This window comes from Chlorobaculum parvum NCIB 8327 (assembly GCF_000020505.1).
Taxonomy (GTDB): Bacteria; Bacteroidota; Chlorobiia; order Chlorobiales; family Chlorobiaceae; genus Chlorobaculum; species Chlorobaculum parvum_A.
In genome coordinates this window covers 893,268-914,986 of sequence record NC_011027.1, presented here as the reverse complement: position 1 = coordinate 914,986, position 21,719 = coordinate 893,268, and the positions used below count along the sequence as shown (strand labels likewise).

Annotated in this window: 17 protein-coding genes and 2 tRNA genes; 7 read left to right on the top strand and 12 right to left on the bottom strand. The window is 58.6% G+C overall.

The genetic code is table 11. From position 1 onward, the window contains the following. Positions 1-66: 66 nt before the first annotated feature. From CPAR_RS04320 to CPAR_RS04280, 9 genes are all read right to left on the bottom strand, one after another. Positions 67-1,245 carry an HlyD family efflux transporter periplasmic adaptor subunit gene (locus CPAR_RS04320; protein ID WP_012502088.1) on the bottom strand — a complete coding sequence of 393 codons (1,179 nt, stop codon included), beginning with the start codon at positions 1,243-1,245 and terminating at the stop codon, positions 67-69. A gap of 12 nt (positions 1,246-1,257) precedes the next feature. Beyond that, positions 1,258-3,012 carry a type I secretion system permease/ATPase gene (locus tag CPAR_RS04315; RefSeq protein ID WP_012502087.1) on the bottom strand — a complete coding sequence of 585 codons (1,755 nt, stop codon included), beginning with the start codon at positions 3,010-3,012 and terminating at the stop codon, positions 1,258-1,260. After that, positions 3,009-4,778 carry a type I secretion system permease/ATPase gene (locus CPAR_RS04310; protein ID WP_012502086.1) on the bottom strand — a complete coding sequence of 590 codons (1,770 nt, stop codon included), beginning with the start codon at positions 4,776-4,778 and terminating at the stop codon, positions 3,009-3,011. The genes CPAR_RS04315 and CPAR_RS04310 overlap by 4 nt, the downstream gene beginning before the upstream one ends. 273 nt (positions 4,779-5,051) lie before the next feature. Further along, a tRNA-Pro gene (locus tag CPAR_RS04305) sits at positions 5,052-5,124 on the bottom strand. 21 nt (positions 5,125-5,145) lie between these two features. Next, positions 5,146-5,218 (bottom strand) — tRNA-Arg (locus CPAR_RS04300). A 106-nt stretch (positions 5,219-5,324) separates the two neighbouring features. Further along, positions 5,325-6,710: an FAD-dependent oxidoreductase gene (locus CPAR_RS04295; protein WP_012502085.1), complete on the bottom strand. Its 1,386-nt coding sequence runs from the start codon at positions 6,708-6,710 to the stop codon at positions 5,325-5,327. A gap of 48 nt (positions 6,711-6,758) precedes the next feature. Further along, positions 6,759-7,373, bottom strand: coding sequence for a recombination mediator RecR (recR, locus tag CPAR_RS04290; RefSeq protein ID WP_012502084.1), 615 nt, complete (start codon positions 7,371-7,373; stop codon positions 6,759-6,761). A 12-nt stretch (positions 7,374-7,385) separates the two neighbouring features. Continuing rightward, positions 7,386-7,721 (bottom strand): YbaB/EbfC family nucleoid-associated protein, encoded by a 336-nt coding sequence (locus CPAR_RS04285; RefSeq protein ID WP_012502083.1) that lies wholly within the window; start codon positions 7,719-7,721, stop codon positions 7,386-7,388. 123 nt (positions 7,722-7,844) lie between these two features. Continuing rightward, positions 7,845-8,828 carry a transketolase family protein gene (locus tag CPAR_RS04280; protein WP_012502082.1) on the bottom strand — a complete coding sequence of 328 codons (984 nt, stop codon included), beginning with the start codon at positions 8,826-8,828 and terminating at the stop codon, positions 7,845-7,847. Positions 8,829-8,931: 103 nt separating this feature from the next. On the opposite strand from CPAR_RS04280, the gene rsmA reads away from it, so the two are divergent. The 7 genes from rsmA (at position 8,932) to meaB (ending at position 18,956) form a co-directional block, all read left to right on the top strand. After that, on the top strand, positions 8,932-9,756 hold the full coding sequence (gene rsmA, locus CPAR_RS04275; protein WP_012502081.1) for a 16S rRNA (adenine(1518)-N(6)/adenine(1519)-N(6))-dimethyltransferase RsmA: 825 nt from the start codon (positions 8,932-8,934) through the stop codon (positions 9,754-9,756). A gap of 157 nt (positions 9,757-9,913) precedes the next feature. Continuing rightward, positions 9,914-11,818 (top strand): propionyl-CoA synthetase, encoded by a 1,905-nt coding sequence (locus CPAR_RS04270; RefSeq protein WP_012502080.1) that lies wholly within the window; start codon positions 9,914-9,916, stop codon positions 11,816-11,818. Between the two features lie 10 nt (positions 11,819-11,828). Then, positions 11,829-12,260: a methylmalonyl-CoA epimerase gene (gene mce / locus CPAR_RS04265; protein WP_012502079.1), complete on the top strand. Its 432-nt coding sequence runs from the start codon at positions 11,829-11,831 to the stop codon at positions 12,258-12,260. Beyond that, positions 12,257-14,032, top strand: coding sequence for a carboxyl transferase domain-containing protein (locus CPAR_RS04260; protein ID WP_012502078.1), 1,776 nt, complete (start codon positions 12,257-12,259; stop codon positions 14,030-14,032). The genes mce and CPAR_RS04260 overlap by 4 nt, the downstream gene beginning before the upstream one ends. Positions 14,033-14,053: 21 nt before the next feature. Beyond that, positions 14,054-15,808 (top strand): methylmalonyl-CoA mutase family protein, encoded by a 1,755-nt coding sequence (locus CPAR_RS04255; RefSeq protein ID WP_012502077.1) that lies wholly within the window; start codon positions 14,054-14,056, stop codon positions 15,806-15,808. Beyond that, positions 15,805-17,928 carry a methylmalonyl-CoA mutase gene (gene scpA / locus CPAR_RS04250; protein WP_012502076.1) on the top strand — a complete coding sequence of 708 codons (2,124 nt, stop codon included), beginning with the start codon at positions 15,805-15,807 and terminating at the stop codon, positions 17,926-17,928. The genes CPAR_RS04255 and scpA overlap by 4 nt, the downstream gene beginning before the upstream one ends. A 17-nt stretch (positions 17,929-17,945) precedes the next feature. Next, positions 17,946-18,956, top strand: coding sequence for a methylmalonyl Co-A mutase-associated GTPase MeaB (gene meaB / locus CPAR_RS04245; protein ID WP_012502075.1), 1,011 nt, complete (start codon positions 17,946-17,948; stop codon positions 18,954-18,956). A gap of 103 nt (positions 18,957-19,059) precedes the next feature. Here the strand turns inward: meaB and CPAR_RS04240 are convergent, their stop codons facing one another. From CPAR_RS04240 to CPAR_RS04230, 3 genes are read right to left on the bottom strand one after another with little or no spacing between them, the layout of a single operon-like run. Next, a complete protein-coding gene (locus tag CPAR_RS04240; protein WP_012502074.1) occupies positions 19,060-19,518 on the bottom strand; it encodes a universal stress protein in 459 nt (152 codons plus the stop codon). A gap of 43 nt (positions 19,519-19,561) precedes the next feature. Further along, positions 19,562-20,311 carry a slipin family protein gene (locus CPAR_RS04235; protein ID WP_012502073.1) on the bottom strand — a complete coding sequence of 250 codons (750 nt, stop codon included), beginning with the start codon at positions 20,309-20,311 and terminating at the stop codon, positions 19,562-19,564. After that, on the bottom strand, positions 20,311-21,642 hold the full coding sequence (locus CPAR_RS04230; RefSeq protein WP_012502072.1) for an NfeD family protein: 1,332 nt from the start codon (positions 21,640-21,642) through the stop codon (positions 20,311-20,313). The genes CPAR_RS04235 and CPAR_RS04230 overlap by 1 nt, the downstream gene beginning before the upstream one ends. Positions 21,643-21,719: the final 77 nt, after the last annotated feature.

Genomic DNA, 21,719 nt, shown 5'->3' with positions numbered 1-21,719 from the left:
CATCTTCCTGCTCTTTCTGCCCGAACTGCGCATAAGAAAATGTCGAATCGTTAGCGCCATGATTTCTTACTCCTCCTTCAGGGATGCCGCCATGCGCTGCATCAGCGGGTGAAGGATATAGGTGAGCATGGAACGCTCGCCGGTTTTGATAACCGCAAGCACCGGCATGCCCGCCTGGATCTTGTGATCACCAAGCTCCTGCATCCCCTCGGGCGTCACCGCGATACGGGCCAGATAGTAGGAGACGGCCGGCTGCGCGCCGGATGGAGATTCAGTCAGCAAATCGCTTGACACCGACTCGACCTTGCCGGGAACAACCATTTGCGGCGTGTGGGAAAACGCTGTGAAGTGGAGATCAACTGTCAGACCGGTACGTACCTTATCGATAAGATGCGGCGCGATTTTTGCCTCGATAAGCAGGGGCTCGTCGAGCGGCACGACATCCATCACCTTCTGCCCGGGTTGGATCACCGCGCCTACAGTCTGCACCTGAAGTCCGACAACCTGACCGTCTGCCGGAGAGGTGATCCGGGTATCGGCAAGCTCCTGGGCCAACGCCTTCGATTTCTCCGCATCGGCTTTGACTTCGTTCTGCACTCGGGCCAGTTCCGACTGACTGTCGGCACGCAACTGCGCAATCCTGATTTCAAGGTCGCGTTGCTGGCTCAACGGCGCAAACCCCTCTGCAGCAAGGCTCTTCATACCTGCAAGCTGCGCCTGCATCAGCCTCATGATCTCCATGCGCGATTGCAGCAGCTCCTTTTGCGTCCTGACCAGACGCTTGACCAATTCCTGGTCGGGATCGGACAACAAGTCAGGATGCAGTGTCATCTTCGAAGCACCACGCTCTTCGGCAAGCAGACGCGCCTCGGCTGCGCGAAGGCCGAGATAGTGCTGATGGATTTCGACATATCGGGCTTTGGCCGTCTGGTCGTCGAGCAGAATCAAGAGATCGCCCTTTTTCACATGCTGCCCCTCCTGCACGTGCACTGCGGTCACCGTGCCGCCATAGCGATGCTGCACCACCTTGCGCTTGGTAGCGATGCTCACCAGCCCCTGGCAAGGCACCCCCTCGTCCAGCGGGGCGAACGCAGCCCAGAGCAGAAAGCCGCCGAAGCCGATGATGAGCACGATGATGCCGATGCGCACCGGACTGCGGGTGTCGGTGTGCCGGGGCTCCAGCGCGCCGTTCTCGTCGCCGGATTTCGCGTCTTGCTTGCCTTTGAAAAAGTCGCCTGTCTTCATGTTCAGCTTCGTTTATCCTTCTACGTTTTGTTCGGCTGGTGCAGGTTTCGGGGCTGGTCTTGACGCTGGTTTAGCTGCCGCTTTTTGCGCGCTCAACACTTCGAGCACGCCGTCACGCGGGCCGAAATGCTCGATCCGCCCCTCTTTCATCACCATGAGCCGGTCGGCGGCCCCGAGAATGTTCATGCGGTGGGTAATCAGCACGACCGTTTTGCCGGAAGCTTTCAAGTCGTTCAGCACCTTTACGAGCGCTTTTTCACCCGCATCGTCAAGATTTGAGTTCGGTTCGTCAAGCACAACTACCGAGGGATTGCCATACAGAGCACGTGCGAGGCCGATACGCTGGCGTTGACCGCCCGAAAGCATTCCGCCCGCCTCGCCGATCTGCGAATTGTAGCCGTTCGGAAAGCGCAGAATCGCCTCGTGAATACCGGTACGCTGCGTGGCTTCAATCACTTTCGACGAATCGGTCTCTGCGAAGCGGGAAATGTTTTCGGCAATCGTGCCCTCGAACAGTTCGATATCCTGCGGCAGGTATCCGATCGAAGGGCCAAGCTCTTCGCGGTTCCAGCTCTCGATCGGCTGCTCGTCGTACAGCACACGCCCCTGCGTCTCCGGCCACGCGCCGACCAGGCAGCGGGCCAGCGTTGACTTGCCCGAGCCAGAGGGACCGATGATCGCCGTAACCGTCCCGGGGGCAAAGGTAGCATCGAGACCGTGCAGGATCGGCTCCGTCCGTCCAGGCGCGGTGGCGACAAGGCCGTCAATCCGCACATCTCCCTGCGGGGCCGGGCGCTCCGGTTTTGGCGCGGCTTCCGGAAAATCGCCAAACAGCTTTTCGAGACGGGAAAAAGCGTCACGAGCCTGAATAAAGGGCTTCCAGACAACGATCAACAAGTCGAGCGGTTGCAGCGCACGCGACATGAGCACGTTGCCGGCAATCATCCCGCCGGCGCTCATCTCACCGTTGATGACCATCAGGGCACCCGCGCCAAGCGTCAGCGACTGCATGACGTAGCGTACGAACTTTGAAAAGGCCTGCTGCCGGTGCTGCTTGTGCAAGGTTTCGCCGTTGTAAGCCAGCGCCTGCTCATGCCTGGCAATCCACTGCTCGCGGAGGCTGCCGGTCATGCCCATCGCGTGGATCGGCTCGATGTTGCGCAGCTTGCTGAAGAAGTAGGCGTTACTCTCACTACCCGCCTTGCTCGACCGCTCGATATCGTTGATGGTCGCCTTGTGGTTCCCCCAGGCCACCACGAGCTGGATGATGCTGAACAGGATCGAAATCCAGCCGAGCACGGGATGGAGCAGAAAGATAACCGCAATGTAGATGGGCGTCCAGGGGATATCGAAAAAGGCGAAAATGCCGTTGCCAGTCAGGAACTGGCGGATCGCCGAAAGATCGCCCATCGCTTCGGATGGATTTGAACCCGCCTGCTTGAGATTTTTCTCGAAGCTGGCATTGAAAACGATAGCGTTCATCGCTTCGTCCATCCGCACACCGCCGCGCACCAGCAGCCTCGAACGCAGCCACTCGGCCACTACCATGATCCCGTAAAAAAACACCATGAGCAGCGTGACGACGATGAGGGTCAGCTCACTCCGGCCCTTAAGGACGCGGTCGTAGAGTTGCAGCATGTAGAGCGTCGGGGTCAACATCAGCAGATTGGCGATCATGCTGAACAGGCCGACCCAGAGAAACTCCCTGCGGAACGACCATAGGCGACGCGTCAGCTCGCTTTTATCGAACCACGACCCCGGCTTCATGCCTGTCCTCCAGGAGCTGGAATCAGTGATATACCTTGGGGTTGCTGCGGCTGAGGTTTTGGCGCGGCTTGAGACGCTGACGGTTGCTGACCCTTGAGCGCGGCGAGCACCTGCTCTTTCGGACCAAAGTGCTTGATCTGGCCGTCGACCAGCACCAGCATGAAGCCTACAACCTGAAGAATGTTCATGCGATGCGTCATGATAATCACTGTGCTTCCAGCCTTCTTGAGCTGCTGAAGTGTGTGGATGAGCGCCGCGTCGCCGTCGGTATCGAGGTTTGAGTTGGGCTCGTCAAGCACCACGAAGCTGGGCATGCCATAGACCGCGCGGGCAAGCGCCACGCGCTGGCGCTGACCACCGGAGAGAAACGCCCCATCTTCACCGATTCGCGTATCGAATCCGTCCGGCAGACTCGCGATGAACTCATCAAGCCCTACCATCTGGCAGGCTGCCTGCACCTTGTCAACGTCCGGCTTACCGAACCGAGCAATATTTTCTGCGATGGTGCCGTCGAACAGCTCAACGGTTTGCGGCATATAGCCGACGTGCGGCCCCAGCTCCTCCTTGTTCCATGCGTAGATGTCGCTGCCGTCGAGCCGCACCTTACCGGTCATCGGAGGCCAGATGCCGGTGAGCAGGCGGGCCAGCGTGGTTTTGCCTGATGCTGACGGTCCGACCACAGCCAGCGAATCACCAGGCGCAACGCGAAAACCTACGCCTTTGAGAATTTGCGCCGGGCTACCAGGCGCCCCGGCAATCACGCCTTCGACCGAAAGCGCTCCTTTTGGGGCGGGAAGCGCCATTGCGCTCTCGGGAGCCGGAAAGGAGCGCAACATGCCATCGAGACGCACAACCGCCTCGCGGGCGTTTTCAACCTGCCGCCAGTTGGCAATGATCTGCACCAGCGGGCTGAGCACCTTGCCACCGAGAATGGAACCGACGATCATCCCCGATCCCCCCAGATTCCCCTCCAGCGTCAGCCAGCAGCCGATACCGAGCAACGAGGAACTTAGCAGCGATTGCAGCAGCTTCGATAAAGCCGCATTGGTACCCGCCGTATCAGAAGCGTCCGCCTGATTGGCGATGAACTCCCGCTGCTTTGCCAGCCAACGCTCACGCAGATGGCCAAGCATCCCCATCGAACGGATCACCTGGGCGTTGCGCAGAATGCTTCCGGCATAAATCTGTGAAGCATTCGAACCTCGCGTTGCCTTCGAAAGCGGTTCGCGAATACGCCGTTCGTTGAAAAAACCGATCATCACCTGAACAACCGCACCAATCACCGAAAACCACCCAAGCAGCGGATGCATCAGGAAAAGGATAATCAGCACCAGCAAGGCAAGCGGCGCATCGATAAAGGAGAGGATAACGTGCGAAGAGATCGCATCCCTGACCGTTTTGAGATCGGCTGTCACCTGGGATGCAGCACCGAGGGGAAGATTCTTCAGGCGCGCGGCGAACGCGGTGTCGAACGCACGGCGACGCATTCGGCGGTCAAACGAGAACGCGGCCTCCTGCATAATGCCGGAACGCACCCATTCCAAGGCTTCGAGCATGAGGTAGAGACCAACGACAAGAATGGTCAGCATCAGCAAGGTCTGGTGGTTCCGGCTGTTGACCACCCTGTCATAGACCTCAAGCATATAACCGCTTGGCGTAAGAACGAGGATATTGGTAACGATACTGAAAAGCAGCACGCGAAGCACCCACGGACTGAGTGAAAAGAGCGCTTCTCGAACTTCAGATTTCTTTTCGGGCTGAATCATGTGGGGAACATCGCTTGAAAAACCGGGACGACAGGAATGGAAGACGCACATTCATTTGGCGGGCAATTATTCGCAAAAATACCTGGAGTCTGGCTGGTCGGAATATACAGCGGGTTATTGTTACAAAACCAATAACAATCGCCACTTCCCGTAGAAAAGGTGCAGTCGTGATGCAAGCTGGCGCATGCGCTGGAAGGCGAGAAAAAAAGGAATCCTGAAGGATAGGAGAAAAAGAAAAAGGCGGCTACAGTACCTGCTGTAACCGCCTTTGTGTCGGGGTGGCGGGACTCGAACCCACGACCTCTGCGTCCCGAACGCAGCACTCTACCAGCTGAGCCACACCCCGATGGTGTCCTGATGAACCTTGCGCCCTTGGACAGATTCGAACTGCCGACCTTCAGTTCCGGAAACTGCTGCTCTATCCACTGAGCTACAAGGGCCTGCCGACCTTTTGGGTCATTCAATCAGGTCAGCAAAGATAATAATTTAGATGAGAAAAAGAACAACTTTTCCATTCCGTCGAAAAGTTTTCCAGCTCGTCACCTGTCACCCATTTTCACCGGCCGCCTTCATGAGCGCATCGACGGCCAGGTTAGCGCTCATGACTGCGCCGCCCATGGAATCGTAGTAGAGCTGCTGCGAGTAGCCGCCGGAAATGAACAGGTTGCTCACCGGCGTTTTCTGCGTCGGGCGATAGACCTCCATGCCCGGCAGCGGCGCATAAACCGAATGCGGAATCTTGACCAGTGTGGATTTCAGAATTTTGGCGCCCTGCGTCTCTTTCGGGAAGTTGGCGCGCACACTGCGGTCAACCCTGTCGATGATCTCCTCTTTGTTCAGCCCCATCAGCTCCCTGGCAGGCGCAACGCAGAACTCGAAGCGCGTCTTGCCCTCGAAGCGCTCGCCGCGCAGGGTGCGGTAATCGGGCGTGGTACGAGCCAGGTTGGCGTACACCGGAATGATGCCATCAGGGCTGAAAAGGACGTTATCGATCGAAGAGATCTCACGGTCGTACCAGATCTGCGCCGAAATGACCGGTACTCCTTCGAGTTTGTCGAGATTACCGAAAAAGCGGTCGTGCTGCTTGAGCGACGACGGCAACACCTTGCACAGATCGTGAATTGGCAACGCAGTCAGGTAGTAATCAGCATCGAGAATCTCGCCGTTGCGCAACTGCACACCGCGAATCTGTTTACCGTCGAAGAGCAGTTCGTCCACCGGTGACTGGCTCTGGAACACCGCGCCCTTGTTGCGCGAGTGCGCCACCAACGGATCATGGAGGTACTCCTGCGGGGAGCCTTTCAGAAAGCCCATGCAGGAAGAATCCGGGATGCGGTAGAAGGTCTCGGTAACGTCGAGAATGATCTTGGCTGAAATCTCCTCCGGCGGAATGAACTTGAGTGCGAGCGCCATCGGACGGAACATCTTGTCCATCAGACGCTTGCCGAACTTCTTCTCTTCGGCCCACTGCGCAAAGGTCACATGATCCTGCGTCGGCGGATAGTTGGCTTTCTGCAACGCCAGCGGAATGAGCGATTTGGAGAACGAAGCCATTTCGCCGAAAGTGAAATAGCCATTCTTGATGATCGCCGGCAAAAGGTGCAGCGGGCTGGGCAGATCCCAGGTGTTGAACGTGAAGTTGTTGCCCCCTTCAAGCGTGTAGGTAAGCTGGTGCTGCTTCCAGTCGACGGCGTGGTACGTTTTGATCTCTTTCATGAGATCGTAGAGCACGTTGTAGGCACCGAAAAAACAGTGGGTGCCGGATTCAATCCAGTCACCCTCGTCATCTTTCCAGGCTGAAACCTTGCCACCGTAAATGGAGCGCTTCTCAAGCACCTTGACCTCAAATCCGCGGTCAACGAGTCGCTTTGCCGCGGTCAGGCCGGCAAGACCTCCGCCGAGAATCAGTACCTTTTTATTCTTTCCGTTCATCACTCAAATTAACTGAATAGCTTTTTCTTTAAGTAGCCATCGAGATTCTCAGACGGCCGACCGCCCATCCATCGCCCGCGAAAGGGTCGCTTCGTCGATGAATTCAAGCTCGGCACCCACCGGAATTCCTCTGGCGATTCTGGTGACGTTGATGCCGAGTGGTTTGAGCAGTTTGCTGATATAGAGCGAGGTCGTTTCCCCCTCGACCGTGGGATTGAGCGCCAGTACCACCTCACGAACCCCGCCCTCCGAATCAGGGCTGATTCGAGCCAGCAGTTCACGCACTTTGATGTCGTCGGGACCAACGCCGTCGAGCGGCGAAATCACCCCGTGCAGCACGTGGTACAGTCCTTTGTAATGACCTGTTTTTTCAAAGGCGAGCACTTCTGTGGGCGATTCGACAACACAGATGACCGAGCGGTCACGACCTGTTGAGGTGCAGAGCAGGCAGGGGTCGGTGCCGAGATCGGTGATGTTCTGGCAGATCGAGCAGCGCACCACCTTCTCTTTGACGTCGATCAGGGCAGCCGCAAGTTTTTCAACCTCTCCGCGCCTCTCCTGCAGCACATGCATCGTCAGGCGCTGTGCGGTCTTCCGGCCAATACCGGGCAGTTTGGCAAACTCTTCGATGAGCGCCTCGACGGCTCCTGAGCTGTAACGCATGAAATAACCCGCTTATCCCTGACCGCCGAACTGTTTCAGCAGATCGGCCGGGTTGATCATACCGCCAGCCGCCTTCTGAATCTCGTTCTGCGCGAGCTGCGCCGAAGCGTCAAGCGCCTTGTTCACGGCAGCGACAACAAGATCCTGCACCATATCGACATCGTCCATAATCTCCGGGTCGATGGAGAGTTCGAGCAGCTTCTGCCGCCCGTTGACTTTCGCCTTGACCATGCCGCCGCCGGCTTCCCCCTCGGAAACGAGCTTTTCAAGCTGCTTCTGGACATCCTGCATCTTCGCTCCAGCCTCCTGAAGCTGCTTCATCATATCACCGAAATTTGGCATCGCCATGATTCATTCTCCTGTAGTGCGGGAACTGTCTGAAAAGTCAGAGCCTGACAGCTTTTTATGACATCAGGCTCCGGTATTTCAAAAAAGTCTTGCGGGATTCCTGCAAGACCTGTTCCCCATTATTTAATCTTTTCTTCTGAGCACCAGGTAAATCTTCTCCAGAATATCCTCGGTGGTCAGTTTGTACTTGCGGAGCAGATCGTCCGGCTTGCCGGACTCGCCGAAGGAGTCCTCGACAGCGACCATTTCGATCGGCACCGGAATGTTGCGGGCGCAGACGTTGGCCACAGCTTCACCGAGACCGGTGTACATCTGGTGCTCCTCGGCGGTGACGATCGCGCCGGTGTCGTGAGCCGCGCGGACGATGGCCAGCGTGTCGATCGGCTTGATGGTGTGCATGTTGATGACGCGCACCGAAACGCCCTCCTTTTCGAGGATCCGCGCCGCTTCGAGCGCTTTCCAGACCATGATGCCGCAAGCGATGACGGTCACATCCTTGCCGGGATGCAGCTCGATAGACTTGCCGAGCTCGAACCCATCCTCGTCGGAGGTGAAGTCCGGGACATTCGGACGGCCGAAGCGGAGATAAACCGGGCCTTCGTGCTCGATGATCGCCTTGGTGGCACGTTTGGTTTCGCTGTAGTCGCACGGTACGACAACAGTCATGCGCGGAAGACTGCGCATCAGACCGATATCTTCAAGAATCTGGTGGGTCGCACCGTCCTCGCCGAGCGTCAGGCCGGCGTGCGATGCGCAGATTTTAACGTTGAGATTCGAATAGCAGACCGACTGGCGGATCTGGTCGAACACGCGGCCGGTAGCAAAAACAGCGAAGGTCGAAGCCACAGGCGTTTTGCCGGTGGTAGCAAGACCGGCGGCCATCGAAATCATGTTCGCCTCGGCAATACCGGTCTGGATGAAGCGTTCCGGAAACTCTTTGCGGAAGAGGTTCATGTTCAGCGAGCCAGTCAGGTCGGCGCAAAGCGCGACAACCGAAGGGTTTTCGCGTCCGGCTTCGAGCAGCGCTTCACCGAATCCCGTGCGGGTAGCCTTGTTGCCCCGGGAAGCGTACTTCTCGGTCTCCTCGACGATATTTTTCTCTCCCATTAATGACAGAATACCTTAGATTAGAAAAACTTATGCAGGACCCGGATGACCTCCGGGTTAACCTCTGCCCACTTATCGAGTTGCGATTCCAGAGCACAGGCCGATGACGAAAGTTGAATATAAGCATACGCATATAGCGGCAAAAAAAAAATTGGGCCAAAACTTCCTGCTGGACAAGAACATCCCGAGGAAGATTGTCCGCGAATCGGGCATTAAGGAGGGCGACCTCGTACTTGAGATTGGCCCTGGCTTCGGCGCACTCAGCACCGCGATCCTCGAAGTGATGCCGTCATTCACCGCCATCGAAAAAGACCCGGAGTTGGCGCGATTCATCCGCGAGGAGCACCCGGAGATCAATCTCATCGAGGGCGACTTCCTCAAGGTGCCGCTCGAACCACTCACGGGCAGTGGCAAACTTGCTGTGCTCGGCAACATTCCCTACTCCATCACCAGCCCGATTCTGTTCCGGCTGCTCGACAACCGGCATTTGATCGAATCGGCCACGCTGATGATGCAGCACGAAGTGGCCCAGCGCATCACCGCCGTGCCCGGTACGAAGGAGTACGGTATCCTCGCCGTGCAGATGCAGGCATTCTGTGATGTCAAGTATCTCTTCAAGGTAGGAAGGGCTGTCTTCAAACCCCGCCCGGAGGTGGACAGCGCGGTCATCCGCCTGGTGCCGAAAGCTCAGAACCCGGTCGAAGACAGCGAAGGGTTCAGAACCTTCGTCCGCCGCGCGTTCCATCAACGCAGGAAAACGCTCTGGAACAACCTGAAGGAGTATTACAACACCTCGGAAGTTCCGGCAGAGACACTGAAGTTGCGAGCGGAGGCGCTGACGGTGGAAGGGCTGATAGAACTCTTCGAGAAGCTCACGCCCATCGACCATGCGCTGAATGATCCGGAAACTCGCAATGGCATTGAGTAACGGGTTATTTTTGTTACCATTCAAAGAACAGTTTCATCCACTCCTGCATCAGGATATGCGGACTCCACCAAAGCATCGATTCCCGCACCCGCCCTGCACACGGCACTCCATTGCGTTCATCCCATCATTAACTCCATAGTTCAAGGGGGCTTGCAGTATGTCACCATCCTATAACGAGACTCACCGCCAATCGATCGAAAACCCGGAACAGTTCTGGGGCGAACTTGCCGAAGATTTCCACTGGTACAAACGGTGGAACAAGGTGCTCGACGACTCGAATCCGCCTTTCTACCGCTGGTTCGCAGGCGGCGTGACCAACACCTGCTACAACGCCCTCGACCGGCATGTGGATGAGGGCAACGGCAACCTGACCGCGGTCATCTACGACAGCCCCGTCACCGGCACCATCGAAAAGTTCACCTACCGCGAGTTCCGCGACAAGGTGGCACTCTTCGCCGGAGCGCTTCAGGCGCGCGGCGTGCGCAAGGGCGACAGGGTGATTATCTACATGCCGATGATTCCCGAAGCGCTCGTGGCGATGCTCGCCTGCGCCCGGCTTGGCGCGATTCACTCGGTGGTTTTCGGCGGCTTCGCCTCGCACGAGCTTGCCGTACGCATCGACGACTGCAAGCCCAAGGTGATCGTTTCGGCCTCCTGCGGCATCGAGCACGGCAAAATCATCGACTACAAACGCCTGCTCGACTTCGCCATCGAGCTGGCGCACTTCAAGCCAGAAATCTGCATCATCCACCAGCGCGAGCAGCTCAAGGCGGAGCTGAACGAGGAGCGCGACCTGACCTGGAAGCAGGCGCTGCTCGGCGTCGCGCCGGCGCAGTGCACGCCGGTGGAATCGACCGACCCGCTCTATATTCTTTACACCTCCGGCACCACCGGCCAGCCGAAGGGCATCGTGCGCGACAACGGCGGCCACATGGTGGCAATGAAGTGGTCGATGGAGAGCGTCTACAACGTCAAGCCGGGCGAGGTGTTCTGGGCGGCCAGCGACGTCGGCTGGGTGGTCGGTCACTCCTACATCGTCTATGCGCCGCTGCTGCACGGTTGCACGACGATTGTGTTCGAGGGCAAGCCGGTCGGCACACCCGATCCCGGCACTTTCTGGCGCATTATCAGCGAGCACGACGTCTCGGTGCTCTTCACGGCGCCGACTGCGTTCCGCGCGATCAAGAAGGAGGATCCCGACGGCAAGTACATCAAGCGCTACAACTTCTCGAACTTCCGGACGCTCTTCCTCGCCGGTGAACGCGCCGACCCCGACACCGTGCGCTGGGCGGAGAACCACTTGCAGGTTCCGGTAATCGACCACTGGTGGCAGACCGAAACCGGCTGGGCCATCGCGGCCAACTGCCAGGGCATCGAGCCCGGCCCGGTCAAGTACGGTTCCGCATCGAAGGCAGTACCAGGCTACGACGTCAAGGTGCTCAACGAGGCGCACGAAGAGCTGCCGCCCGGCACGATGGGCGACATCGTCGTCAAGCTGCCGTTGCCTCCGGGGACGATGACCACGCTCTGGCGAGCCGACCTGCGCTTCGTCGAGAGCTACATGCAGAACTTCCCCGGCTACTACCAGACCAGCGACGCGGGTTACATCGACGAGGATGGTTACATCTACATCATGTCGCGGACGGACGACATCATCAACGTCGCAGGCCATCGCCTCTCGACCGGGGCCATCGAGGCTGAACTGTGCGAACACCCGGACGTCGCCGAAAGCGCGGTCATCGGCGTCCATGACGACCTCAAGGGCGAAGTGCCGCTCGGCTTCCTCGTGCTCAAGTCGGGCGTCGATACACCGCCGGAGATGATCGTCAAGCATGTCATCGAGTACGTGCGCGAGAACATCGGCCCGGTCGCCTCGTTCAAGCAGGCGATCATCGTCAAGCGCCTGCCCAAAACCCGCTCGGGGAAAATCCTGCGAGCCACGATGCGCAAAATCGCCAACAGCGAAGAGTACACCATGCCGCCGACCATCGACGATCCGGCCATCCTCGACGAAATCAAAGAGGCGCTCCAGACCATCGGCTACGCAAAATCGTCAACCTGAAACTGAACTCATGATCGACCGGATCGACCACATCGCCATCGCCGTCCAGGACCTCAACAGCGCGGTCGACACCTTTGTCGCCGTGCTGGGCTGCGAGCGCTCAAGCGTGACCATCCACGAGGTTCCGGCAGAGAAGGTGCGCGTAGCCTTCATTCCTGTCGGCCAGACCAAAATCGAACTGCTCGAACCGCTTGGCGACGATGGCGCAATTGCTAAATTCCTGTCGAAAAACGGCGAAGGGATGCACCATATCGCCTTGGCGACGGACGACCTCAACCGCGAAACCGAGCGTGCCGCCGGGCTTGGCCTGACGCCGCTCGGCGAGCCGTCGGAGGGCGCGAACGACAAACGGATCGTCTTTCTCCATCCTCGCCAGACCAGCCATGTTCTTGTGGAATACGTGGAACCGAAGTCTCCCCATCAACCCAGTCAACAATCGTGAAACACTTCTTCCTGCCTTTCGAGAAAACCAACGGGTTCAGCTACAGCGCCAAATCAATCGAACGGCTGTCGGAATACGAAAAATACCAGCTCTCGTTTCACCCCGAACGTCCGAAATACCTCGACTACCTGGCGGTTTTCGACAACGTGGAGGAGTGCCTTGCAAACGATCTTCACGGCAGTCGCCTGATCCAGACCCACCGCGCCGACCTGCATCGCAGTGGAAAGGCTTGGCCGGTGATGCTGATCGGCCAGCAGTCTGGGCCGACCTCCGACTTCGTGGAGCTGACCCGAATCATGCAGGATCAGGATGAAATGCGCCGCTGGAACCAGGGCATGCCGACCCCGGCTGCGTTCGACAAGGCGATCGAGGCCATCGACATCGCCGAGCGCGAAGGCCGCACGATCATCACGGTAATTGACACGGCCGGAGCCGACCCGACCGAAGAGTCAGAGGCTGGTGGAATCGCATGGAAAATCGGGCGCTGCATGCAGGCGCTCGCCGAGGCGACCGTGCCGACCATCTCGGTCATCATCAACCGCGGATGCAGTGGAGGAGCCATCGCCCTCACCGGCTGCGACGCCGTGCTCGCGATGGAGTACTCGACCTACCTCGTCATCTCGCCTGAAGCCTGCTCGTCGATCCTGTTTCGCACGCGCGACAAGGCGAACCTCGCGGCCGAGATTTCGCAAATCACCTCGAAGGAGGGATTCAGCAACGGCATCGTGGACGAGCTGATTGGCGAACCGGCAGGCCCGGCGCATCGCTTCCCCGCCGAGGCGCTCGAATCGTTCCGCGAAGTTGTCGGTCGCCGGATCGAGGCGTTCGGCAAAGCCCCGCTCGACTCGCTTCAGCAGCGGCGTATCGAGCGGTGGGAGAAGATCGGCGAGTGGAATGAAACCACCGAAGAAGCCATCACAGCTTACGAAAAGCCGGTTTCATGCTTCATCCCGGCACCAAAAAAGGGACTCTTCATCAAACGCCACAAGCATTGCCGGAACGAGCACAAACGGGAAATTATCGATCCGGTGCTGTACAAAAAACTGCTGGCCGACAACTTCATCTGCGACACCTGTGGCGTGCGCTACACCCGCCTGAGCGCGCATGACTACATCGGCCTGCTCCTCGACTGCGGCTCATTCGCGAAGCACCCGGAGACGCGCTACATCATCGACCGCGACATTCTGGAGTTCCCGGACTATGCCGACAAGCTGCGCGAGGAGCGCGTAAAAAACGGCATAACAACGGCGCTCATCACCGGCGACGGCACGGTTGACGGACGCGAGGTTGTGCTGTGCGCGACCAGCTTCGGCTTTCTCGGCGGCTCGTTCTGCATGTCCACCGGCGAAAAGGTTTGGCGAGCCGCGAAAATCGCAATCGAGAAGCGCCGCCCGCTCATCATCCAGGCGGCAGGTGGCGGCGCGCGAATGCACGAAGGGTGCTCCTCAATGGTGAGCATTCCGAAGATTCATCTGGCGCTCTCGCTCGTCGAACAGGCAGGACTTCCGCTCATCACCATCGTCACCGACCCGACACTCGGCGGCGTGGCCATCGGCTTCGGCTCGCGCGGCATCCGGATTTTCGAGCACAACGCGGGCAACATCGGCTTTTCCGGCAAGCGCGTCATCGAGCAGTACACCGGCAAAAAAACCTCGAAGGAGTTCCAGACAACCGGCTGGCTTCAGTCAAAAGGCTACGTCGATATGGTTGCTCACCCGCTCGAATTGAAAAGCCGTATCGCCGGAATCATTGATAACTGGACGCAACGTTGAGACACTTGAACCCCCTGACCGATGAACGATACTGAATCGCTGTTTTCCGGATTTCCTGCCATCGATCACGCGCAGTGGAAGTCCAAAGTGCTCGATGAACTGAAGGGCGCAGGCTACTCGAAAGTTGTCTGGAAGACGCCTGACGGCTTCGAGATGGAGCCCTGGTATAACCGCCACACCGCCGCGCCCGCGTCTGCAGTGCAGTTCAGGCGTTCGACGAACCGCTGGCGCATCTGCCAGCAGATTGCTGTTACGAGGCTTCTTGACGATCCGGCGCTGCTCGGCGACGCAGTGTCCGGAGGCGCGGATGCCATCGAACTGCGATTCGAGAAGGCGCCGGAAAAAGCCGAAGTAAAACGGTTGCTCGATGTGTTGAAGAACATCGATCTGTCGCAAATAGCATTCTACTTTTCGGGACTCATCGATGAGCCGACTCCTCTGCTCGAAGCGCTCACGACGCTGCCAGGCTTCACCTCGAACTCCGGTGCGCTTCTCTTCGACGCGCTCGCGAATCCTGATGCCGACCTGCCGCTGCCGTCGGCGGAGAAAACAGGATCGGAATTCCGCACCATCGCCGTCGATACCGTGCGCTTCCACCATGACGGCGCGACCGTCGCCCAGGAGCTGGCGTTCGCTCTCGCCGGCCTCAGCGACTGCCTCGACCGCATGACCGATGCGGGCGTCGATACCACCAAGGCCGCTTCCGCCATCGAAATCGTCGTTGCCTGCGGGACCAGCCACCTGCCGGAGCTGGCAAAGCTGCGGGCGCTCCGCGCCATCTGGCCGCAACTGCTCGGGGCATGGGGCGTTCCAGCGGAAACGATGCCCGAACCGCGCCTGTTCGTGCGCGCGTCAAGCCGCTCTTTTTCGGTGCTCGACCCCTACACGAACATTCTGCGCCTCTCGACCGAAGCGCTTTCAGCCATTCTCGGCGGTTGCGACACCCTGCAAGTAACGCCATTCGACCCGACCGGATCGCTCTCACCGGAGTTTTCAGACCGCATCGCACGCAACATCCAGCTGCTGTTCAGAGAGGAGTCAACCCTCGATCACGTCGTTGATCCGGCCGCCGGTTCGTACTATATCGAGACCTTGACCTCAAAGCTCGGACGTGAAGCGTGGAGGATTTTTGTAAAAATCCAAGCCGAAGGCGGACTCCGAGAGGCCGAAGCCAACGGATTCATCAGTTCGCTCATCACCTCGTCGGCTGAAGTGCGCCAGAAAGAGATCGACACCCGTCGCCGAACATTGGTCGGCATCAACCGCTACACCGTGCCACCATCGCCCGAAGTGGTGACGGCTGTTCAGCAACGCCTTGGCGTAACCGCAATCAACAGCTACGAAGAGCTCCGGATGCGCATAATCGCCCACGCCGCCGCCGGAGGCTCGACGCCACGAGCCGCCTTGTGGCTGCATGGCGAACCCGCAAAAAGCCAGCGCGTGGCCGCCTTCGCCGAGGATTTCCTGCGGAGCGGCGGCTTCGAGGTGCTGCCTCCTGTGACGCTCGATGCCACCCCCGGAAGCTGCGAAGCGATTCTTTCGGGCAAGCCACAGATCGTCGTGCTCTGCTGGGCGGATGAAGAAAGTTTCGTCGCCATACCGGAAGCCTGCGCAGCGATTCACGAAGCTGACCGCGAATGCGTCGTCATCATGGCCGCTAAACCTCCGGCTCAGGCCGACGAACTTTTGCAGGCGGGACTCGATCGCTTCATCTACACCGGCTGCGACGCCTTCGCCGACCTGCTTGCGCTGCAAAAGAAAACAGGAGTGCTATGAGACCCGATTTTTCCCGTATCGATCCTTTCGTGGCAGCGGCCCCGGCAACGCCTCGTACCAGCAGTGAAGCTTGGGAAACGCCGGAGGGCATTTCAGTTCACGCGAGCTACGGCACTCCGACGGAACCAACGCCCGACTTCGCGCCGGGATTTCCGCCCTTCCTCGCCGGGCCGTACGCCAGCATGTACACCTCGCGTCCGTGGACGATCCGGCAGTACGCGGGCTTTTCGACCGCTGAGGAGTCGAACCGCTTCTACCGCCAGAACCTCGCGGCGGGGCAGAAAGGGTTGTCGGTCGCCTTCGATCTGCCGACCCATCGCGGCTACGACTCCGACCATCCGCGCGTCGTCGGCGACGTCGGCAAGGCGGGCGTAGCCATCGACACGGTCGAGGAGATGAAGATTCTCTTCGACGGCATTCCGCTCGACGACATCTCGGTTTCGATGACGATGAACGGCGCGGTGCTGCCGGTAATGGCGTTTTACATCGTGGCTGCCGAGGAGCAGGGCGTCCCACCGGAAAAGCTGAGCGGCACCATCCAGAACGACATCCTCAAAGAGTTCATGGTGCGCAACACCTACATCTACCCGCCTGCACCGTCGATGAAGATCATCGCCGACATCTTCCGGTTCACGAGCGAGCGGATGCCGAAGTTCAACTCGATCAGCATTTCAGGCTACCACATGCAGGAGGCAGGCGCGACCGCCGACCTTGAACTCGCCTTCACGCTGGCCGACGGGTTGGAGTACATCCGCACGGGCCTTGCCGCCGGACTCGACATCGACGCCTTCGCGCCGCGTTTGTCGTTCTTCTGGGGCATCGGCATGAACTACTTCATGGAGATCGCCAAGCTCCGTGCCGCGCGGCTGCTCTGGTCGAAAATCGTCGCGCAGTTCAATCCGAAGAATCCGAAATCGCTCATGCTGCGCTCGCACTGCCAGACCTCTGGCTGGAGCCTCACCGAGCAGGATCCGTTCAACAACGTCGCCCGCACCACCGTCGAGGCAATGGCCGCCGCGCTCGGCCACACGCAGTCGCTGCACACCAACGCGCTCGACGAAGCGATTGCCCTGCCCTCGGTCTTTTCGGCGCGAATCGCCCGCAACACGCAGCTCTATTTACAGGAAGAGACCGACATCACCAAAGCGATTGACCCGTGGAGCGGCTCCTATTACGTCGAGGAGCTGACGCGCCAGCTCGCCGAAAAAGCGTGGACGATTATCGAAGAGATCGAGGCCACAGGCGGCATGGTGAAGGCAATCGAGCAGGGGTTGCCAAAGATGCGCATCGAACAAGCCGCCACGCGCAAGCAGGCACGCATCGACAGCGGCAAGGAAACAATCGTCGGCGTCAACGCATTCCGGACCGAAAGCAAGAGTGAAATCGAACTGCTCGAAGTTGATAACACCGCCGTGCTTCAGCAGCAGCTCGCGCGGCTCAAAGAGGTGAAAGGCAAGCGCGATGGCGAGGCGGTGCAACGCTCGCTCGAAGCGCTCGAACGGTGCGCTGAAACCGGAGAAGGCAACCTGCTCGCCCTCTCGGTCGAGGCCGCCCGCAATCGAGCCACGCTCGGCGAAATTTCCTCAGCACTCGAAAAGGTTTTCGGACGCTACCGCGCGACCACGAGCCTCAACACCACCGTATACCAGTCGCAGATGCAGGACAATCCCCTTTTCGAACAGGCACAAAAACTGGCCGATTCCTTCGCCGAACACGAAGGCCGTCGCCCGCGCATCATGGTGTCCAAGGTCGGCCAGGACGGCCACGATCGAGGTGCAAAAGTGATCGCCGCCGCCTTTGCCGACATCGGCTTCGACGTCGATATTTCTCCGCTCTTCCAGACGCCGGAGGAGATCGTGCAGCAGGCGCTCGACAACGACGTGCACATCGTCGGCATTTCAAGCCTCGCTGGTGGGCACAAAACGCTGGTGCCGCAGGTGGTCGAAGGATTAAAGGAGGCGCGACGCGAGGATATTCTGGTGATCGCTGGTGGCGTCATTCCTGAACGCGATTACGACTACCTCTACGAACGCGGCGTGGCGGGCGTCTTCGGCCCCGGCACGGTGATCGCTGAAGCGGCCATCAAACTGCTTAAACTTCTTCTCGAACAGCACAAATAGGCGAAGCGTACGGAAAGATGAACGGCACGAAGCGGCACGAACCGACAATCGAGGAGTTTGTCGAAGGCATCAGAAACGGCGACCGCCGTCTGTTGAGCCGCGCCATCACGCTCGTCGAATCGAACCGCCCGGAGCACGAACGGCTGGCGCACGAGATCCTCGACCGCTGCCTTGGCGATGGAGGTAACTCGATCCGCATCGGCGTGACCGGAGCGCCGGGCGCGGGCAAAAGCACCTTCATCGAAACGCTGGGGCTTGATATCCTGCGGGAAGGCCAGCGGGTGGCGGTGCTCGCCATCGACCCGAGCAGCGCCCGAACGAAAGGCAGTATCCTCGGCGACAAGTCCCGCATGGAACAGCTCGCCGCCCGCCCCGAAGCCTTCATTCGTCCCTCGGCCTCCTCGGGTTTTCTCGGCGGCACCGCCCCCCGCACGCACGAAGCCATCCTGCTCTGCGAAGCCGCCGGATACGACGTCATCATCGTCGAAACGGTCGGCGTCGGCCAGTCGGAAATCGTGGTCAACTCGATGGTGGATTTCATCCTGCTGCTCATGCTCCCCGGATCGGGCGACGACCTGCAGGGCATCAAGCGCGGTATCATGGAGATCGCCGATCTCGTAGCCGTCAACAAGGCCGATTCAGGGCGGCAGGCAATCGCCGAAATCTCGAAAGCCGACTTTGAAGCAGCGCTCAGGCTCCTGCCGGAAAAGCACACGGGATGGGAAAGAAACGTTCTGCTCACCTCCGCACTCGAAGGCTCGGGAGTTTCAGAGGTCTGGCAAATCGTCCGACGCTTTGAAGAGAGGATGAAGCAAAACGAGGCGTGGGAGAACACTCGCCGGGAACAGCTCCGGAACCTTCTCTACACCATCGCCGAAGAGCGGCTGAAACGGGAATTTTACGACCATCAGCTGGTCAGAACCCTTCAACAGTCGATTGAACACCAGGTGTTCGAAGGCTCGCTGAGCCCATTCAGCGGTGCGCTGAAATTGCTGGAAGCTTTTTTTGGGGAAAAAAGATCAGACTGATCGGTCGAATCAGACGGATTAGGCCGATCGTAAAACGGCACAAAAAAACCGAGGGCGGCCAAAAGAGCCGCCCACACAAATTCAATTCATAATTCTTCCCCCTCTACCCTTCGCTGATAAACTCTTTTTCGTTCGCCTTCACAATCAGCACCGGCACCTGCGCTTTGCGCACCACCGCTTCGGCAACGCTCCCCATCAGAAGACGGCTCAGCCCTGTTTTGCCGTGAGAACCCATGATCACCAGACTCACGTCAAGATCGTCCGTTTGTTGCAGAATCACCTCTGCCGGAACACCAATCATCACATCGGCGCTGATATCGAGCCCGGCATTCTTGCACTGATCAATCATCGGAATGAAATCTTCCTTTGCAGCAGCGGCAAGATCTTCCTCAAGCGGGATGTAGTTCAGTGTCATGTCAGCCGCTATGGGACGGGGCTCGATCACATTGAGCAGCACGACGCTCGCACCCATCGATTTGGCGAACTCACAAGCGTACCGATAAGCATTTTTCGAAGCTTCCGAAAAATCCATCGGGCAGAGAATCGACTTGATGGTAATCATGGCCGTATTGTTTGATCATTTGAAATATTCCTGAAAAACCGGGTCAGGCTTTTTTCTCGAAAAAGGTCCTGAACAGATCGACCGGAACCGGGAAAATCGTGGTCGAATTGTTCTCGACGGCGATGTCCTGCAAGGTCTGGAGATAACGCAACTGCAGAGCCGCCGGATTCTGCGAGATGATCGCCGCCGCTTCCGACAAACGCTGCGCAGCCTGGAACTCGCCCTCTGCGTTGATGATCTTTGAACGGCGCTCGCGCTCGGCCTCAGCCTGCTTTGCCATCGCACGACGCATCTCGTCAGGCAAGTCGATCTCCTTGACCTCGACCTTGCTGACCTTCACGCCCCACGGTTCGGTATCCTTGTCGAGAATCGTCTGAATGCGCTCGTTGATTTCGTCGCGCTCAGCAAGAAGGTTGTCCATCTCCCCCTGTCCGCAAACGCTGCGGAGCGTGGTCTGGGCGAGCTGAGATGTAGCGAAATGGAAATCTTCCACATCGATAATCGCCTTGATCGAGTCGATCACCCGGAAATAGACCACGGCGCTCACCTTCACCGACACGTTGTCGCGGGTGATGATGTCCTGCGGAGGAACGTCGAGAGTCACGGTTCGCAAGTCAACCCGAATCATACGATCGATGTAAGGAATCAGGATGATCAGGCCCGGGCCCTTGGCTCCGATAATCCGGCCAAGCCGGAACACCACTCCCCGCTCGTACTCTGGCAAAATCTTGACCGCGGAGACGAAAAACGCCGCCACAAGCATCAGCAATACCACAATATTAACTGAAATCATCACTCCTCCTTGGTTGGGTTTGGTTTAACGTTAAGCCTCATTCCGTCGATCCCTGTCACCGTTACCTGCACTCCAGCGGGAATCGGCACAGCAGCCGTTGCATCCCACAATTCACCATGTACAAAAACCTTGCCAGACTTGCCAGCAGCGATCCCCTTCTCGATAACTCCGGCCTCACCGACAAGCCCCTCGATGCCGGAAGCCACCTTTCGTCGGGTGGAACGAAGTACAACAAAAACAAGTAACAGGACTCCAGCGGAAAAAGAAAGAAATAACGGCAGAAAAAACCACCAGTTAATCGTCATGCCGATCTCCGGCGCATCGAACACCATCACCGAGCCGATGAACAGCGCAACCAGACCGGCGATGGCCAGCACGCCTCCACTCGTCACGAAAATCTCAAGTGCAAAAAAGATGATAGCCAGGAGGATAAGCAGAAGTCCGGTAACACTGACCGACAGGAGTTGCATCGCCCAGGCACCAAGCAAGAGCGAAATCACGCCGGCCACACCGGGAAAGATCGCACCCGGCGTCGTCAGCTCGAAATAGAGCCCGGCAATGCCGAGAAGAAGCAGAAACGCCGCAATGTTCGGATCGGCGATGGTCATCATCACCTTCTCCCGAAAAGTCGGCTCGGACTGGAGCACAGGAACCCCCTTGGTATGAATGGTCACCTCGCCCGCGGCAGTCTCGACCTTGCGCCCGTCGAGAAACGCCAGCAACTCCTCGCGACGGGACGCAACCGTATCGATCACCCCGGCCTCAAGCGCTTCGGATGCCGTCGAGGATATGCTTTCGCGCACGGCCCGCTCTGCCCATTGCTGGCTCCGGCCCCGCTTCTGGGCAAGGCTGCGGGCAAAGGCGGCAAGATCGTTCTCGATCTTGGTGTTCATGACGCTCTCCTTGTCGATCTGCCCGCCAAGACCGACCGGATGAGCCGCACCAGTCTCGGTACCTGGAGCCATCACCGCAACATGAGACGACAAAAGCAACAGGGCTCCCGCCGAAGCCGCCTGAGCACCGGACGGAGCCACATAGACCACCACTGGCACTTTGGATGCCAGCACCCCCTGCACCATCTGGCGCAGGGACGCTACGAGGCCTCCCGGCGTATCGAGCTCGACCAGCAGCAGCGTGTCGCCTTCACGATTGGCTTCGTCGAGTTCACGCAGAAACCAGGCCGCACTGCCCGGATTGACGCTTCCACTTAGCGTCATGCTGCGGATTTGGGCTGACTCGCCAATGAGCGGAGTAAACGCAAGACATAGCATCACCGCAATCACCGGCATCAAGCCGAGCTTCAGAAACCTGCTGATCATCGCCTGAATCATGTTGAAAAAACTGAATTCACTGACTCACATTCATTGATAACAATAACAAAACAAACGGGATGGTTCCCCTGAGAGCT

What these genes read in the sequence shown, in the direction of transcription:
- CPAR_RS04320 (WP_012502088.1), bottom strand. Translation starts at nt 1,245, where the DNA reads ATGAAGACAGGCGACTTTTTCAAAGGCAAGCAAGACGCGAAATCCGGC.
- CPAR_RS04315 (WP_012502087.1), bottom strand. Translation starts at nt 3,012, where the DNA reads ATGAAGCCGGGGTCGTGGTTCGATAAAAGCGAGCTGACGCGTCGCCTA.
- CPAR_RS04310 (WP_012502086.1), bottom strand. Translation starts at nt 4,778, where the DNA reads ATGATTCAGCCCGAAAAGAAATCTGAAGTTCGAGAAGCGCTCTTTTCA.
- CPAR_RS04295 (WP_012502085.1), bottom strand. Translation starts at nt 6,710, where the DNA reads ATGAACGGAAAGAATAAAAAGGTACTGATTCTCGGCGGAGGTCTTGCC.
- recR (WP_012502084.1), bottom strand. Translation starts at nt 7,373, where the DNA reads ATGCGTTACAGCTCAGGAGCCGTCGAGGCGCTCATCGAAGAGTTTGCC.
- CPAR_RS04285 (WP_012502083.1), bottom strand. Translation starts at nt 7,721, where the DNA reads ATGGCGATGCCAAATTTCGGTGATATGATGAAGCAGCTTCAGGAGGCT.
- CPAR_RS04280 (WP_012502082.1), bottom strand. Translation starts at nt 8,828, where the DNA reads ATGGGAGAGAAAAATATCGTCGAGGAGACCGAGAAGTACGCTTCCCGG.
- rsmA (WP_012502081.1), top strand. Translation starts at nt 8,932, where the DNA reads ATGACGAAAGTTGAATATAAGCATACGCATATAGCGGCAAAAAAAAAA.
- CPAR_RS04270 (WP_012502080.1), top strand. Translation starts at nt 9,914, where the DNA reads ATGTCACCATCCTATAACGAGACTCACCGCCAATCGATCGAAAACCCG.
- mce (WP_012502079.1), top strand. Translation starts at nt 11,829, where the DNA reads ATGATCGACCGGATCGACCACATCGCCATCGCCGTCCAGGACCTCAAC.
- CPAR_RS04255 (WP_012502077.1), top strand. Translation starts at nt 14,054, where the DNA reads ATGAACGATACTGAATCGCTGTTTTCCGGATTTCCTGCCATCGATCAC.
- scpA (WP_012502076.1), top strand. Translation starts at nt 15,805, where the DNA reads ATGAGACCCGATTTTTCCCGTATCGATCCTTTCGTGGCAGCGGCCCCG.
- meaB (WP_012502075.1), top strand. Translation starts at nt 17,946, where the DNA reads ATGAACGGCACGAAGCGGCACGAACCGACAATCGAGGAGTTTGTCGAA.
- CPAR_RS04240 (WP_012502074.1), bottom strand. Translation starts at nt 19,518, where the DNA reads ATGATTACCATCAAGTCGATTCTCTGCCCGATGGATTTTTCGGAAGCT.
- CPAR_RS04235 (WP_012502073.1), bottom strand. Translation starts at nt 20,311, where the DNA reads ATGATTTCAGTTAATATTGTGGTATTGCTGATGCTTGTGGCGGCGTTT.
- CPAR_RS04230 (WP_012502072.1), bottom strand. Translation starts at nt 21,642, where the DNA reads ATGATTCAGGCGATGATCAGCAGGTTTCTGAAGCTCGGCTTGATGCCG.